General features: G+C 74.4%; 13 protein-coding genes. 12 read left to right on the top strand and 1 reads right to left on the bottom strand.

Translation table 11 applies throughout. The features are described from left to right. Positions 1–133 precede the first annotated feature (133 nt). The 9 genes from DRB96_RS08960 to DRB96_RS08920 all read left to right on the top strand — a co-directional run bounded on the left by DRB96_RS08960 (position 134) and on the right by DRB96_RS08920 (position 12005). The gene (locus DRB96_RS08960) at positions 134–934 is read left to right on the top strand and encodes a crotonase/enoyl-CoA hydratase family protein (protein WP_112447944.1); all 801 of its coding nucleotides are present in this window, start codon (positions 134–136) and stop codon (positions 932–934) included. 288 nt (positions 935–1222) lie between these two features. Continuing rightward, positions 1223–2194 (top strand): OB-fold domain-containing protein, encoded by a 972-nt coding sequence (locus DRB96_RS08955; RefSeq protein ID WP_112447943.1) that lies wholly within the window; start codon positions 1223–1225, stop codon positions 2192–2194. Beyond that, positions 2194–3270: a thiolase domain-containing protein gene (locus DRB96_RS08950; RefSeq protein WP_112447942.1), complete on the top strand. Its 1077-nt coding sequence runs from the start codon at positions 2194–2196 to the stop codon at positions 3268–3270. Before DRB96_RS08955 ends, DRB96_RS08950 begins: the two co-directional genes overlap by 1 nt. After that, positions 3267–4442, top strand: a complete 1176-nt coding sequence (locus tag DRB96_RS08945; RefSeq protein ID WP_112447941.1) for a thiolase domain-containing protein — start codon at positions 3267–3269, stop codon at positions 4440–4442. The genes DRB96_RS08950 and DRB96_RS08945 overlap by 4 nt, the downstream gene beginning before the upstream one ends. A 123-nt stretch (positions 4443–4565) precedes the next feature. Further along, positions 4566–4805, top strand: a complete 240-nt coding sequence (locus tag DRB96_RS08940; RefSeq protein ID WP_112447940.1) for a DUF397 domain-containing protein — start codon at positions 4566–4568, stop codon at positions 4803–4805. Positions 4806–4918: 113 nt separating this feature from the next. Continuing rightward, positions 4919–5335, top strand: a complete 417-nt coding sequence (locus DRB96_RS08935) for an ACT domain-containing protein (protein ID WP_112447939.1) — start codon at positions 4919–4921, stop codon at positions 5333–5335. Between the two features lie 126 nt (positions 5336–5461). Beyond that, entirely contained in the window at positions 5462–8302 is a 2841-nt protein-coding gene (locus DRB96_RS08930; protein WP_112447938.1) for an AAA family ATPase, read from the top strand. A gap of 173 nt (positions 8303–8475) precedes the next feature. Next, on the top strand, positions 8476–11046 hold the full coding sequence (locus tag DRB96_RS08925; RefSeq protein WP_204357681.1) for a molybdopterin cofactor-binding domain-containing protein: 2571 nt from the start codon (positions 8476–8478) through the stop codon (positions 11044–11046). Beyond that, a complete protein-coding gene (locus DRB96_RS08920) occupies positions 11043–12005 on the top strand; it encodes an FAD binding domain-containing protein (protein WP_112447936.1) in 963 nt (320 codons plus the stop codon). The genes DRB96_RS08925 and DRB96_RS08920 overlap by 4 nt, the downstream gene beginning before the upstream one ends. Positions 12006–12038: 33 nt before the next feature. Here the strand turns inward: DRB96_RS08920 and DRB96_RS08915 are convergent, their stop codons facing one another. After that, complete coding sequence (locus tag DRB96_RS08915) at positions 12039–13013, bottom strand: helix-turn-helix domain-containing protein (RefSeq protein ID WP_112447935.1); 975 nt, start codon at positions 13011–13013, stop codon at positions 12039–12041. A gap of 111 nt (positions 13014–13124) precedes the next feature. Here DRB96_RS08915 and DRB96_RS08910 point away from each other — a divergent pair, with 111 nt between their 5' ends. From DRB96_RS08910 to DRB96_RS08900, 3 genes are all read left to right on the top strand, one after another. Then, positions 13125–14042, top strand: coding sequence for an NAD-dependent epimerase/dehydratase family protein (locus tag DRB96_RS08910; RefSeq protein ID WP_112447934.1), 918 nt, complete (start codon positions 13125–13127; stop codon positions 14040–14042). 98 nt (positions 14043–14140) lie between these two features. Then, the gene (locus tag DRB96_RS08905; RefSeq protein ID WP_112447933.1) at positions 14141–14365 is read left to right on the top strand and encodes a hypothetical protein; all 225 of its coding nucleotides are present in this window, start codon (positions 14141–14143) and stop codon (positions 14363–14365) included. Continuing rightward, the gene (locus DRB96_RS08900; RefSeq protein ID WP_112447932.1) at positions 14362–15450 is read left to right on the top strand and encodes a hypothetical protein; all 1089 of its coding nucleotides are present in this window, start codon (positions 14362–14364) and stop codon (positions 15448–15450) included. Before DRB96_RS08905 ends, DRB96_RS08900 begins: the two co-directional genes overlap by 4 nt.

Below are 15450 nucleotides of genomic sequence, written 5' to 3'. Positions count from 1 at the left end.
GCGGTCATTAGAGCGTCGCCAACCCGAACAGGGAAGGGGACCGTCCAAGAAATCTGACTGGGTGTCAGAAAACTATTGAACTGCACCCGCCCCTCCTGCAACCTGTTCTAGGTCTTGAGACGGGAGGACGGCAATGGGTGGGACGGAACACCTGACCGTGGAACGCCACGGCGCCACGCTGGTGCTCACCATGAACAGGCCCGAGGCGAAGAACGCGCTCTCGCTGCCGCTGTTGGTGGGGCTGTACGACGGCTGGCTGGAGGCGGACGCGGACGACACGATCCGCTCGGTGGTGCTGACGGGAGCGGGCGGGGACTTCTGCGCCGGCATGGACCTGAAGGCGCTGGCCGGCAAGGGCATGGCGGGCGACCAGTACCGGGACCGGCTCAAGGCCGACCCCGACCTGCACTGGAAGGCGATGCTGCGCCACCACCGGCCGCGCAAGCCCGTCATCGCGGCGGTGGAGGGGTACTGCGTGGCCGGCGGGACCGAGATCCTCCAGGGGACCGACATCCGGGTCGCGGGGGAGGGGGCCACGTTCGGGCTGTTCGAGGTCAAGCGCGGGCTCTTCCCGATCGGCGGCTCGACGGTCCGGCTGCCCCGGCAGATCCCGCGCACGCACGCGCTGGAGATGCTGCTGACCGGGCGGCCGTACGCCGCGCAGGAGGCGGCGCGGATCGGGCTCATCGGCAGGGTGGTGCCGGACGGCACCGCGCTGGAGGCGGCGCTGGAGATCGCGGAGCGGATCAACGCGTGCGGGCCGCTGGCGGTGGAGGCGGTGAAGGCGTCCGTCTACGAGACGGCCGAGATGACCGAGACGGAGGGGCTGGCCTCCGAACTCCTTCGGGGGTGGCCGGTCTTCGACACCGCGGATGCCAAGGAAGGGGCGAGGGCTTTCGCGGAGAAGCGGCCCGCGCTGTATCGGCGGGAGTAGTGGGGGCGGCGCCCCGCTTGCGTCTGCCTGCGTCTGCCTGCGCTTGGGCCTGTGCCCGTGGTGCCGGTCCGGTCGCGGGTGCGGCGCCGTTGCCGGGGGCCGGCCCCCGGACCCCCGCGCCTCAAACGCCGGCGGGGCTGGAAGGTCGCCTCAAGCGCCGGCGGGGCTGAAGGTCCCTCACGCGCCGGCGGGGCTGAAGGTCGCTTCAATCGCCGGTGGGGCCGGAAGGTTCCTCACACGCCGGCGGGGCTGGTTCGGCCCCGCCTCCCAGACATCGGAGACCCACCCATGACAGCCGCGTCGCCACCGGAGATCCTCCGTGCGCCCCTCGTCGTCGAGTTCCCCTTCACCCGGTCCCTCGGGCCCGTGCAGAGCGCCTTCCTCACCGGGCTGCGCGAAGGGGTCGTCCTCGGCGTCACGACCGCCGACGGCAAGGTGATGGTGCCGCCCGTCGAGTACGACCCCGTCACCGCGGAGGAGATCCGCGACCTCGTCGAGGTCGGCACCACCGGGACCGTCACCACCTGGGCCTGGAACGGCTCACCGCGCCGCAACCAGCCCCTCGCCACGCCCTTCGCCTGGGTCCTCGTCCGCCTCGACGGCGCCGACACCGCGATCCTGCACGCCCTCGACGCCCCCGGGCCCGAGGCCGTCTCCACCGGCATGCGGGTCCGCGTGCGGTGGGCCGGGGAGCGGACCGGGGCGATCACCGACATCGCCTGCTTCGAGCCCGCGGAGGAAGGGGACCCGGTCGCGCGGGCGACGCCGCACGGCGGGGAGTTCGCCGACGCCGTCACCGGCATCGTCGCGGAAGCCCGCCTGGACTACACGTACAGCCCCGGCCGCGCGCAGACCGCGTACATCGCGGGCCTCTCCGAGCAGAAGACCATCGGCGAGCGCTGCCCCTCCTGCCACAAGGTGTACGTGCCTCCGCGCGGCGCCTGCCCCACCTGCGGGGTGGCGACCACCGACCAGGTCGAGGTCGGCCCGGCCGGCACGGTCACCACCTACTGCATCGTCAACATCAAGGCTGCGCATACGGCGAATCTCGGCATCGAAGTCCCCTACGTCTACGCCCACATCGCCCTCGACGGCGCCGGCCTCGCCCTCCACGGCCGGATCGGCGGCATCCCGTACGACCAGGTCCGCATGGGCCTGCGCGTCGAGCCCGTCTGGACCGAAGGCGGACGCTACCCCGACCACTACCGCCCCACCGGAGAGCCGGACGCGGACTACGACGTGTACAAGGAGCTCATCTGATGCCAGGCACGCCGAGGACGCGGCGCCACGCGCGCGAGGTGGCCGTCATCGCCTTCGCGCAGAGCGACCACCTGCGCCGCACCGACGAGCTCAGCGAAGTCGAGATGGTCATGCCGGTCCTGCACCAGGTGCTGGCCCAGACCGGCCTGAAGGCCGGCGAGATCGGCTTCACCTGCTCCGGCTCCAGCGACTACCTCGCCGGCCGGGCCTTCTCCTTCACCATGACCCTCGACGGGGTCGGCGCCTGGCCGCCGATCTCCGAATCGCACGTGGAGATGGACGGCGCCTGGGCCCTGTACGAGGCCTGGGTCAAGATCCAGACCGGCGAGGCCGACACCGCGCTCGTGTACTCCTACGGGAAGTCCTCCCCGGGATCCGTACGCGACGTCCTGACGCGCCAGCTCGACCCGTACTACCTGGCTCCGCTCTGGCCCGACGCGGTGGCCCTGGCCGCCCTCCAGGCGCAGGCGCTCATCGACGCGGGGGAGACCGACGAAGCCGGGCTCGCCGCGATCGGCGCCCGCAGCCGGGCCGCCGCGAGCGCCAACCCGCACGCCCAGCTCACCGGCGCCGTCCCGCAGGGCGACTACCAGGTCGCCCCGCTGCGCACCGGTGACTGCCCGCCCGTAGGCGACGGCGCGGCCGCCGTCATCCTGGCCGCCGGGGACGTGGCGCGGCGGCTGTGCGGGCGGCCCGCCTGGATCACCGGCATCGACCACCGCATCGAGGCGCACAGCCTCGGGCTGCGGGACCTCACCGACTCCCCGTCGACGCGGATCGCCGCCGAGCACGCGGGCGTCTTCGAGGGCCCGGTGGACACGGCCGAACTGCATGCGCCGTTCTCCTCCCAGGAGGTCGTGCTGCGCAAGGCCCTCGGGCTCGGCGAGGGCGTGTCCGTCAACCTGTCCGGCGGCGCCCTCGCGGCCAATCCGATGATGGCCGCCGGCCTGATCCGGATCGGCGAAGCGGCCGCCCGCATCCACCGGGGCGAGTCCGACCGGGCCGTCGCGCACGCCACCTCCGGCCCCTGCCTCCAGCAGAACCTGGTCGCCGTCCTGGAAGGGGACCGAGCATGAGCGCATCGGGCAAGGAGCCCGTGGCCGTCGTCGGCATCGGGCAGACCAAGCACGTGGCCGCCCGCCACGACGTCTCCATCGCCGGGCTGGTCCGGGAAGCCGCGGTGCGGGCGCTCGCGGACGCCGAGCTGACCTGGGCGGACATCGACGCGGTCGTCATCGGCAAGGCCCCCGACTTCTTCGAGGGCGTGATGATGCCGGAGCTGTACCTGGCGGACGCCCTCGGCGCCGTCGGCAAGCCCATGCTCCGTGTGCACACGGCCGGTTCGGTGGGCGGCTCCACGGCGCTGGTCGCCTCCAACCTGGTAGCCGCCCGCGTTCACCGCACGGTGCTGACCCTGGCCTTCGAGAAGCAGTCGGAGTCCAACGCCATGTGGGGGCTCTCGCTGCCCGTCCCCTTCCAGCAGCCGCTGCTGGCCGGGGCCGGCGGGTTCTTCGCCCCCCACGTGCGCGCGTACATGCGGCGCACCGGCGCCCCCGACACGGTCGGCTCGCTCGTCGCGTACAAGGACCGCCGCAACGCGCTGAAGAACCCCTACGCGCACCTGCACGAGCACGACATCACCCTGGAGAAGGTCCAGGCCTCCCCGATGCTCTGGGACCCGATCCGCTACTCCGAGACCTGCCCTTCCTCCGACGGGGCGTGCGCCATGATCCTCACCGACCGGGAGGGCGCGGCCCGTTCGCCGAAGCCGCCGGCCTGGGTGCACGGCGGGGCCATGCGCAGCGAGCCGACGCTCTTCGCGGGCAAGGACTTCGTCTCCCCGCAGGCCGGCAAGGACTGCGCGGCCGACGTCTACCGGCAGGCCGGGATCACCGATCCGCGCCGCGAGATCGACGCGGTGGAGATGTACGTGCCGTTCTCCTGGTACGAGCCGATGTGGCTGGAGAACCTCGGCTTCGCCGAGGAGGGCGAGGGCTGGAAGCTCACCGAGGCCGGGGTCACCGAGCTCGACGGCGACCTCCCGGTCAACCCCTCCGGCGGCGTGCTGTCCACCAACCCGATCGGCGCCTCCGGCATGATCCGCTTCGCGGAGGCGGCCCTCCAGGTGCGCGGACAGGCCGGGGAGCACCAAGTCCCGGACGCGCGCCGGGCGATGGGACACGCGTACGGCGGTGGCGCGCAGTTCTTCGCGATGTGGCTGGTGGGGGCCGAGCCGCCGGCCTCCTGAACGGAAACCGGATTCCGGGCGGGGTGCCGCACCGGCCACGAGTGACGGATCGTGGCCTGTGCGGCGCCGCGCGCGATGGCTAACCTGACCCCGGGACGACGACGTACCGGGAGGAGCACGCACGTGGCCGAGAGCATGACTTCGCAGGCGCCGGCCGGCTGGGGAAAGCCGGATCTCGATCTGACCGAGGCGGACTGGCAGTCGAGCAGCCGGGGGGAGGGGGACGTCCAGATCGCCTTCGTGGAGGGTTTCATCGCGATGCGCAACGGAGACCGCCCCGAAAGCCCCTCGCTGATCTTCGCACCGGACGAGTGGCGCAGGTTCGTCCTGAACGCGCGGGGCGGGGAGTTCGACCTCACGTAGCGGAGGCATCCGGCCGGGCCGTCCGCCGTTCTGCGCGGGGACGGCCCGGGCGCCGCCGGCCGGGGCCCGCGCCGCCGATTCGGTCATATCGGGATGATAGGTAGGGTGGGGGCATGAGTGGAGAGAACGACCTGCGGAAACTGCTGAGCGGAATGCGCCCCGAACTGAACGACGGGCTGTACGTGTTCTGCACCATCCCCGGTGACACCGACCCGGAGGCCCTCGTCGGGCTCACCCCCGTCGCCAGCATCCTGGAACCCGAGGGGCTCACCCTCGTCCTGGCCCAGGAGGAGGCCGACGACGCGGGCCTGTCCTACGAGTACACCGCCGGGTGGATCACCCTGCGCGTGCACTCCGCCCTCGACGCCGTGGGCCTCACCGCGGCCTTCGCCACCGAACTCGGCGCACACGGCCTGAGCTGCAACGTCATCGCCGGATACCACCACGACCACCTCTTCGTCGCCGCCGACCGGGCCGCCGAGGCCGTGGCCGTCCTGGAAGCGCTCGCGGCGCGCTCCGCCCAGGACTGAGCCGCCCGGGGGAAGCCCCGGCCCGCACCGCCGAAAAGAAGATCAGCTTGTTTTTCGGCACGGGCCTTCCCCCGTGAGTGCGCGGGCGTACGCTGATCCCCCGAACAGGCCTGGGGGGTACCAGCCATGACGGAACGCCGGACCCGCAAACGGCGCACGATGTTCGAACGCGACACGGAGCTCGCCGCCGTCGAGGAGGCCCTGGACCAGCTCACCGGTCCGGGCCCCGACGCGGACGGCGCCCTGCTCGCCTTCTCCGGACCCGCCGGCCTGGGCAAGACCACGCTCCTCGCCGAAGTCCGCCGCCGCGCCCACGCCGCCTCCTGCACCGTCCTCGCCGCCCGCGGCGGCGAACAGGAGCAGAGCCAGCCGTTCCACGTCGCCCGCCAGCTCATCCAGCCCCAGCTGGCCGGCACCTCCGACGAGGAACTGCGCGCCGCCCTCGGCAGCTGGTACTCCATCGTCGGCCCCGCCCTCGGCCTGTGCGCCGCCGAACAGGGCGCCCCGCCCGACCCCCAGGGCCTGCGCGACGGCCTCGACTGGGTCCTCACCCACCTCATCGTGCAGCGCGCCCCCGTCGCCCTCGTCCTCGACGACGCCCACTGGGCCGACCCCGAGTCCCTCTCCTGGCTCGCCGCCTTCGCCCCGCGCGCCGAACACCTCCCGCTGCTCCTCGTCGTCGCCTACCGGCCCGACGAACTGCCCGCACACGCCGAGGCCTTCCGTACGCTGCCCGGCCGCGCCGGACACCGCCCCCTGAACCTGGCACCGCTCACCGAGGACGCCGTCTCCACCCTGGTCCGCGAAGCCGTCGGCGAGCACGCCGACGACGCCTTCTGCCGGGAGGCCTGGACCGTCACCACCGGCAACCCCTTCGAAGCCGTCGAACTGACCGCGAAGGTACGGGACAAGGGGCTGGCCCCCGTCGAGGCCAGCGCCCCGCTGCTGCGCGACCTCGCCGCCGCCCAGCGCGGCAGCGGACTCGTGGCCCGCCTGCACAGCCTCGGCCCCTCCACCGTCCGCTTCGCCTGGGCCTGCGCCGTCCTCGGCACCGCCATCCCCCGGGACCTCGCCGCCCGCGTCGCGGGCCTCGGCGCCGAGGAGGCCGTCGACGCCACCGGGCGGCTGCGCGACGCCCGCATCCTGTCGGCCGCCGTCGAGGAAGTCGGGGAAGAGGACGAGGCCGGGCTGGAGTTCGTCCACCCGCTCATCGCCACCGCCATATACCGCGCCATCCCCGACGCCCTGCGGGTCGCCCTGCACGGCAAGGCCGCCGCGGCCGTCGTCGACGCCGGTCTCGGGCCCTCCGCGGCGGCCCGGCACCTGCTGGAGACCCACCCCGAGAACGACCCCTGGGTGGTGCGCACCCTGCGCGAGGCCGCCGGCGAGAACCTGCGGGCCGGCGCCCCCGAAGCCGCCCGCCGCCAGCTCGCCCGGGCCCTGCGCGAGCCCCCGGACTTCGACGAGCGCGCGGCCGTGCTCTACGAGCTCGGCTGCGCCTCCCTGCTCACCGAGCCCGCCAACACCGTCAACCACCTGCGTGCCGCCCTCGCGGAGCCCTTCGAGGACCAGGCGCTGCGCCAGGGCATCGTCATCCGGCTGGCCCAGGTGCTCTCGCACAGCGACCGCCTCGCCGAGGCCTCGGAGTCCCTCGCGCGGGAGATCCCGTACACCCAGGACGTGCGCGCCCGGCTGCGGCTGCAGTCCGAGCAGTTCATGTGGGACGCCTTCAACGCCGCCGAGACCGACTCCCCGGCGCGCTCGCGGCGGCTCGCGAAACTCGCCGACCGGCTGACCGGGCGGGACCTCACCGAGCGGTACGTGATCGGACTGCGCGCGTGGGACGCCTGCCTGCGCGGGGAGCCGGTCGACGTGGTCCTCCACCACGCGGGCAGGGTGCTCGAAACCGAGTTCAGCTGGGCGTACGAGGACCGGGGGTTCGAGGTCCCCGTGCTCGTCGCCATGGTCCACATGTACGCCGACCGGCCGGGGCGCGCCGAAGAGCTGTTCGAGGCCGGCACCGCCGAGTTCGAGCGGCAGGGCTGGCGCGGGGCGCACCTGTCCTTCGCGTACAGCCTGCGCGCCTACATCCGCTACCGGCGCGGACGGCTGGAGGAGGCGGAGGAGCTGGCGCGGGCGGGCCTGCGGCTCGCCGAGCGGGTCGGCCGGCGCACTCCCGTGCACTGGTACGCCATCGCGATCCTCGTGACCACGCTGGTGGCCCGGGGCCGGGTGGACGAGGCGTGGGAGCTGGCGAAGGAGCACGAGTACGGGGAGCCCTTCCCGGCGGCGGTCGTCTTCCCGGACTCCCAGACGGTCTACGCCGAGCTGCTGCTGGCACGCGGCCAGGCGAAGGCCGCGGCGGCGGAGCTGGAGGCGGTGGACCGCAGGCTCAGCCCCCGGGGGATCCAGAACCCGACCTGGTGCCCGTGGCGCCTGCACCTGGCCCGGGCGGTCTTCGCCGAGGACCCGGCCCGGGCCCGGTCCCTGGCCGCGGAGGCCGTCCGTCAGGCCCGTGCCTTCGGAGCCCCGTCGGGCATCGGCCAGGCCCTGCGGGTCGCGGCCGAGGTGGCCGAGCCGGCCGACAGGGTGCCCCTCCTGGAGGAGGCGGTGGAACTGCTGTCGGCTTCCCCGGCGGGCTACGAGCTGGCGCTCGCGCTGACCGCGCTGGGAGTGGAGCGGGGGGACGAGGACGCGCTGCTGCGGGCGGTGGTCGCGGCCCGGCAGTGCGGGGCGGACGAACTGACGCGCATCGCGTCGGAGGCGCACGCGGCGGCGGGCGGGGGCTACCTCTGCATGGCCCCCTGGGACGACGCCCTGGACCAGGACGACTGGGAGGTGGCCGAGCGGCTGCTGGCCGGGGACACGACGGTCTCCGAGGACGAGCAGTCCCCGGTGTACCGCAAGCTGGGCACGGACCGCGCGGGCCTGCGCGACACAGTGGATTCCCTGTCCCGCCGCCGCTGACGCCCGCGGCCCGGTCCGGGGCGCCGCGGCGCGGTCCGGCCCGGCAGCCCCGCGCCAGGGGCCCCCGCACCTCCGCGCCCCGAACGCGCGCGGGGTCCGGTGCCCGGGGTGTTATCAAGGGGGGTGAAGGCGAGCCCGGTAGGTATGGGGGTCGCCGCCCCCACGGTTGAGGAGTGCGTCTCGTGGAGTTCGAGGTCAATGGCGTCCCGTGCGCGGTGGACGTGGACGGTGATCCGGCCGCCGTGGAGGTGGTGCGGGAGCGGCTGGGGCTGACCGGGACCAAGCTGGTCTGCGCCGGCGGGGTGTGCGGGGCGTGCACGATCCAGGTCGACGGGGAGCCGCGGGTGGCGTGCCTGACGCCGGCGGTCCGGCTGGCCGGGCGGCGGGTCACGACGGTGGAGGGGCTGGCCGGTCACCCGGTCGGGCGTGCCTTCGCCGGTGAGGACGCCCTCCAGTGCGGCTACTGCACCCCCGGGTTCGTGGTCGAGGCGGCCGCGTTCTTCGAGCGGTGGCGGGCCGCGCACGGGCGGGCCAGGCCGGGGCGGGAGGAGATCGCGGAGGCGCTGGCGGGGCACCTGTGCCGGTGTGGGGCGTACGAGGGGATCTTCAGTGCCGTGGCGGCGGCCTGTGTGGGGGACTACGACGGGGAGGTGCCGGCGCCGCCGCGCGCCGAGGCGCCGGAGAAGGTCGACGGGTCCGCCCGGTACACCACCGACCACCGGCCCGAGGGGCTGCTGGAGGGGGTGATCATCCGCTCGCCGCACGCGCACGCGCACGTACGGTCCCTGGAGGCCGGGGACCTGCCGCTGGTGCCGCTGCTGCCCCCCGACGGGGTGGTGCGGTACGTCGGGCAGCCCGTGGCGGCGGTCGCCGCGGCGGACCGGGCCTCGGCGCGGGCGGCCGCCGAGCGGGTCAAGGTGGAGTACGAGGTGCTGCCGGCCGCCCTCGACGTGGGCCGGGCCCGGGCCGGCGAAGGGCCGCTGGTCTACGAGGACAAGGCGGCGCGCAAGCTGGCACCCGGCTCCGGAGAGGCTCCCCAGCTGGTGCCCGCCCGCTGGCGCGGCAACCGGCGCGGCCCGTCCGCCATGAGCAAGCGGCCCGCCACGGCCGTGCGCCGGATCATCGAGGGCCGGGAACGCAGCCCCGAGCGGGTGGTCGAGGGGCTGTTCACGACTGCCGCCCAGAGCCATACGCCGCTCGAACCGCACGCCTGCCTGGCCCACTGGGTCGACGGCGCCCTCCACCTGGAGGTGTCCACGCAGTCGGTGAAGCAGGTGGCCGAGCTCGCCGCCGAACGCTTCGGCGTGCCCGTCGAACGGGTCGTGGCACGGGCCGTCCACGTGGGCGGCGGCTTCGGCTGCAAGATGGGGCTCACCTCCGACGTCGTCGCCGCGGTGGAGCTGGCCCGGCTGCACGGCGCCCCGGTGCGGGTGGTGCTGGACCGGGACGAGGAGCTCACCGACGGTGGGTACCGGCCCGGCACGCGGATCCGGCTGGCGATGGCCGCGGACGCCGCCGGAGAGCTGAGCGCGCTGGCCATGGACGTGGACACCGACGGCGGAGTCTCGGTGGGCGGCACCGTGGCTGCGCTGGCCCGGTTCATGTACGGCAAGGCGCCGCGCAGGCTCCGCGACTTCGACATCGTCACGCACCGGCCGCCGGGCGCGCCCTTCCGCGGCCCGGGCGGACCCACGATGTGCTGGGCCCTGGAGCAGGCCGTCGACGAGATGGCCCACCGGCTCGGCGAGGATCCCATCGCGCTGCGCCGCCGCTGGGACGGCAACCCGAAGCGCCACGCCCTGTACGACCTGGCCGCCGCGCTCCCGGCCTGGTCGGGGACCCGCGGCGGCACCGGGCGGTTCCGCCGGGGCGTCGGGGTGGCAGCGGCCAACTGGCTGTACTTCCTCGACCCCGTCACCGAGGTCGAGCTCACCGTCGAGGACGGGATCGTCGTCGCCCGCTGCGCCGTGCAGGACATGGGCACGGGCTCGCGCACCGTACTGCGCCGGGCCGTCGCCGAAGGGCTCGGCGTGCCGGAGGAGAGGGTGCGTGCCGAGGTCGGGCACAGCGACACCGTCCACGGGCCCACCTCCGGCGGCAGCCGCACCACGCCGTCGATCGTGCCCGCGGCCGTGGACGCCGCCGAACGGCTGCGAGACGCGCTCGGCGCCGCTGACGGCGACGTGGCCTCCCGGTTGGGGCTTGCGAACGGCGTACGGGTCACCGGCCGGCGCCCCCGCGACCGCCGGGGCTTCGTGACCCCCCTCAACCTGACCATGGGCGGCGTGGCGATCGGCCGCGGCTTCACCGGATCGGTGCAGGTCGCCGAGGTGGAGGTGGACACCCGGCTCGGCCGGATCCGCCCGCTGCGCGTGTGGAGCGGCATCGCCGCGGGCCGCATCCACGAGGAACGGCTCGCCCGCAGCCAGTGCGAGGGCGCCGTCGTCCAGGGCGTCGGCTACGCCCTGTTCGAGGAGCGGCGCACCGACCCGGCCACCGGCCGGGTGCTGACCGACAACCTGGAGGACTACCGCGTCCCCGGCATTGGAGACACCCCCGAGATCACCGTCCACTTCCACCAGGAGGGCTTCGAACACGTCCCCGGCGGCGGAGTCGGCCTCGGCGAGATCGCCACCCTGCCGACCGCGGCCGCCCTGGCCAACGCGGTCCACGACGCCACCGGCCGGCGCCCGTACGACATGCCCATCCGACCCGACCGGCTCCTGGAAGGACTGGCTACGTGAGCACCGAGCCCACCCTCGCCGACCTCTCGGCCGCCGTCCTGGCCCGCGGCGGGGAGCTGCGCGCCGGTGGCACCGACACCACCGCCCGACAGCGCGGCGCGATCTCCCCGGGGCCGTTCACCGACCTCGACGGCGCGGACGGGCTGCACGGCTTCACCCCACTGCCCGGCGGCGGGCTGCGCGTCGGCGCGCTGACCACGCTCGCCACGCTGGCCACCGATCCGCGGGTGCGCTCCGGCTGGCCGGCCCTGGCACTGTCGGCCGGGACCGCGGCGACCCCGCAGGTTCGTGCCGCGGGCACGCTGAGCGGCAACCTGCTCCAGCGCAACCGCTGTTGGTACTACCGCAATCCGCACTTCAGCTGCCTCCAGAAGGGCGGCTCCGGCTGCCCCGCGCGCGAAGGCGACCACCATTTCGGCGTGGTCGCCGGCGATGGCCCCTGTGTCGCCCCGCACCCGTCGACCCTCGCGATGGCCCTGCTCACCTATGACGCCGAGGTCGAGGTCCACGGCGAATCGCCGCGTACCGTCGCTGACTTGTACGGGGACGGCGACCGGCTCCACCGTGCCGACCACCTGTTGGCGCCCGACCGCATCCTCACCGCGGTCCTGCTGCCGCCGTCCCTGCCGGGAGAACGAGCCGCCTGCCACCGGGCCACCAGCCGGGCCCACGCCGAATGGCCCCTGGTCGAGGCCACCGCCCGGCTCGTCCTGGACGGCGCCACGGTCACGCACGCCGCCGTAGCGGCGGGCGGCGTGGCTCGGGTTCCGCTGAGGCTGACGGAGGTGGAGGCCGTGCTGATCGGCCGTGAGGCCACCCCCGAGGTCCTGGCCGCGGCGGCCGCGACGGTCCTCGGCCGCTGCCGACCGCTGCCGCAGACCGCGTACAAGACCACGCTGTTCCGGGACACCGTGCTGGAGGTCCTGGAACGGGCCGCCGCCCCCGCCCCCACCGGTTAGCGTCCCGCCGGCCGTAGGGCCGCGCCTCCGGCCCTACGGCCGGCGAACCCGCGCCGTGGCCCGGTAGGCGGTCGGGGTGAGGCCGGTGGAGCGGACCAGGTGGGTGCGGAGGGAGTCGGCCGTGCCGAGGCCGCTCCGGGCGGCCACCTGGTCCACGGGGAGGGAGGTCGTCTCCAGGATCTCGCGGGCCCGGTGGAGACGCTGGTGCAGGAGCCACTGCAGGGGGCTGAGGCCCGTTTCGGAGCGGAAGCGGCGGGTCAGGGTGCGCATGCTCAGGCCCGCGTGCCGGGCCAGGTCGGTCAGGGTGGTCGGTTCGTGCAGGCGGGCCAGGGCCCAGGCGCGCGTCCCGGCGAGGGAGGTGTCGCCGTCGGCCGGGAGCGGGGTCTCGATGAACTGGGCCTGGCCGCCCGGCCGTGCGGGGGCGGCGACCACCAGGCGGGCGGTGGCGTTCGCCACGGCGGCCCCGTAGTCGCCGCGCACCATGTGCAGGCACAGGTCGATCCCCGCCGAGAGCCCCGCCGAGGTCAGCACCCCGTCGTCCTCGACGAACAGCACGCCCGGCACGATGTCGACCGCGGGGAAGCGCTCCCTGAACTCCTCCGACATGCTCCAGAAGGTCGTTGCGCGACGGGAATCGAGGAGACCGGCCTGCGCGAGGACGAATGCACCCGTGCAGATGGACGCGATGCGCCGCCCCCGCGCGGCGGCGGCCCGCAAGGCGTCCAGCACCCGCGGGTCCGCGCTGACCCGCGCGCCCGTCCCCGTGACCATCACGGTGTCGGCCCGCTCGATCGCCTCCATGCCGTGGCGCACGACGATGTCGATGCCGATCGCCGCAGTGACGACCCCGGGGGTGGGGGTGCAGACCGTCACCTCGTAGGCCGGGTCCTCCCCGATGCGCGTCGCGCCGAAGACCATCTCCGGGATCGACAGGTCGAAGGTGGTCACCGGGGGGACCGCGATGACCGTCACCCGGTGCGGACGGTGGGTCGGAGGAGGGGGCGTCATGGCTCGAATCTCCGGATGGCTGGCATTCAGGCCACTACTGTACGGCGCCGCCCGGAGCGAGAGTTGATCCATCGCGTGAACAACTCAGGCCTTCAGCAGGGGAGTACAGCCATGTCCGTGCACGTCATCACCGGCGCCGGCCCGATCGGCATCGCCACCGCCCGCATGCTCGCCGCGTCCGGCGAGCGGGTCCGTGTCGTCACCCGCAGTGGTGGTGGGCCCGAGCATCCGCTCGTCGAGCGGGTCGCCGCCGACATCACCGACACCGACCGCCTCACCGGGCTGCTCCGGGATGCGCGCACCCTCTACAACGCGGCCGCCCCCGCCTACCAGGACTGGCGCACCGCCTTCCCGCCGCTGGCGGCCTCCCTGCTCACCGCCGCCGGGCGGACCGGAACGGACTACGTGATGCTGGGGAACCTCTACGGGTACGGGCCAGTGGCGGAGCCCCTGACCCCCGGTCTGCCCCTGCGGCCGACCTCGGACAAGGGGCGCGTGCGCGCCGCGATGTGGGAGGAGGCCCTGGCCGCCCACGAGGCGGGGGGCGTGCGCGTCGCCGAGGTCCGGGGAAGCGACTTCCTCGGCGAAGGGGCGCTCTCGCTGTTCACCTGGACGGCCGTCCCGGCGGTGCTCGCGGGCACGGAGGCCGTGTTCCCGGTCGACCTGGACGAGGCGCACGCCTGGTCCTACGTGGGCGATGTGGCCCGTACCCTCATCGCGGTCGGCGGCCGGGAGGACGGCTGGGGCCGCGCCTGGCACGTGCCGTCCACCTCGGAGCTGTCCATCCGGGCGCTGGCGGGCCGGCTCGCCGAAGCCGCGGGTGCGCCCGGCCCGCGGCTGCGGCGCACGACGCCCGGGGAACTGGCCGCACTGGTGGCCCGGGACGCGGTGATGGCCGAGGTCCCGGAGATGGCGTACATGTACGACCGGGCGCTGCGCGTGGACGCCTCCGAGACCGAGCGCGTGCTCGGCGTACGGGCCACCGCGCTGGACCTCGTCCTCAAGGAGCTGGTGGAGAGCGGGAACTGAAGGCCGATGCCGGCCTTACCCGCGAGTATTGACTATTAGTCAATACAGCCTCACGCTCGGAGCGAGCCGTCGTCGTCTCTGGTGTGGGAGGTCGTCCCGTGCGTACCGATGAGGAACTGGGCCGGTTGAGCGCTGAGTTGGGAGGCGCCCGACCGCCCGCGTCGTTCGCGTCACTGGACGCCGGTGAGCTCGCGCGGCTCGCCGGAGCCCTGAAGGCGGAGCGGGTGCGCCAGGCCGAGGGGCTCGGCGAAGCCGCCGAGGAGGCCCTCAAGCTGGTGCCCGCCATCGCCCGCGGCGCCGTACGCAAGGTGCTGTTCCGGTGAGCCGCGCCGAAGTGGAGAAGATCGCCCGCCTGGTGGGCGTGGACGCCGGGGAGCTCGGCTTCCTGCGCGGGCTTCCGGACGAGGACGTACGGGCGTTCCGCGAGCAGGTCGGCGGCGTGCTGAACGACGGGGCGCCCGAGATGCTCGACCGGATCGCCGCCGCGACCAAGCTGGTCCCGGCCGGGGTGGCGGCCGCCATCTCGCAGAAGGCGCTCGGGCCCCGGCTGGCGGCCGCCGTGGCCGGCCGGCTGGAGGCGGGCCGGGCCGCGGACATCATCGAGAAGCTCCCCGTCCCCTTCACCGCGGAGGCCTGCGGGCACCTGGACCCCCGGAAGATCGCCGGGATCGTCGACCGGCTCGACGAGGGGCTCGTCGTCCGCATCGCCGTCACCCTCGCCGACCACCGGGACCACCTCACCATGGGCCGGTTCGTCGGCCACATGAGGGACCGGGTGCTGCGCCGGATCCTGGACCAGGTGGATGACGAGGCGGTGCTGCGCGCCGGCTTCTACGTCGACCTGCCCGACCGGCTGCCCCGGATCCTGGAGCTGATGGGCGACGAGCGGCTCGCCGCGGTGGTACGGGCCGCCGCTGCCTGCGGGCTCTGGGAGGAGGCCCTCGGCATCGCCGCGATGGTGGGAGGCGACCAGCGGCTGCGGATCGCCGAGCTCACCGCCCGCCTCGACGGGCCCGAGCTCGACTCGCTCGTGCGGGTGACGCACGCCGAGGGGCTGTGGGAGTCCCTGCTCCCGCTCGTCGCGCTGCTCGGCGAGGACGACCGGCTCGCCGTGGCCCGGCTGGGCTCCCTGCGCGATCCGGAGATCCTGGCCGGAGTGGTGCGGGCCGTCGTGGCGACCGCGCTGTGGGGCGCGTTCCTGCCGCTGGTCGGCGTGCTGCCCGAGGAGGCCCGCAAGGTGGTGGCGGACGCCGCCGCCGCGCTGGGCGACGCGGAGCTCGAGGGACTCGTGCGCGAGGTCGACAAGCAGGACCTGTGGGAGCTGGTGCTGCCGCTCGTCGAGCTCATGGAGGAGGCGGGCAAGGAGCGGATCTTCGCCCTTCCCGCCTTCCAGGACCAGCAGGGGTAA

The sequence above is a fragment of the Streptomyces sp. ICC1 genome, assembly GCF_003287935.1.
GTDB classification, from domain to species: domain Bacteria; phylum Actinomycetota; class Actinomycetes; order Streptomycetales; family Streptomycetaceae; genus Streptomyces; species Streptomyces tritrimontium.
This window is presented reverse-complemented; position numbering and strand designations above follow the sequence as displayed.

What these genes read in the sequence shown, in the direction of transcription:
- DRB96_RS08960 (WP_112447944.1), top strand. Translation starts at nt 134, where the DNA reads ATGGGTGGGACGGAACACCTGACCGTGGAACGCCACGGCGCCACGCTG.
- DRB96_RS08955 (WP_112447943.1), top strand. Translation starts at nt 1,223, where the DNA reads ATGACAGCCGCGTCGCCACCGGAGATCCTCCGTGCGCCCCTCGTCGTC.
- DRB96_RS08950 (WP_112447942.1), top strand. Translation starts at nt 2,194, where the DNA reads ATGCCAGGCACGCCGAGGACGCGGCGCCACGCGCGCGAGGTGGCCGTC.
- DRB96_RS08945 (WP_112447941.1), top strand. Translation starts at nt 3,267, where the DNA reads ATGAGCGCATCGGGCAAGGAGCCCGTGGCCGTCGTCGGCATCGGGCAG.
- DRB96_RS08935 (WP_112447939.1), top strand. Translation starts at nt 4,919, where the DNA reads ATGAGTGGAGAGAACGACCTGCGGAAACTGCTGAGCGGAATGCGCCCC.
- DRB96_RS08930 (WP_112447938.1), top strand. Translation starts at nt 5,462, where the DNA reads ATGACGGAACGCCGGACCCGCAAACGGCGCACGATGTTCGAACGCGAC.
- DRB96_RS08915 (WP_112447935.1), bottom strand. Translation starts at nt 13,013, where the DNA reads ATGACGCCCCCTCCTCCGACCCACCGTCCGCACCGGGTGACGGTCATC.
- DRB96_RS08910 (WP_112447934.1), top strand. Translation starts at nt 13,125, where the DNA reads ATGTCCGTGCACGTCATCACCGGCGCCGGCCCGATCGGCATCGCCACC.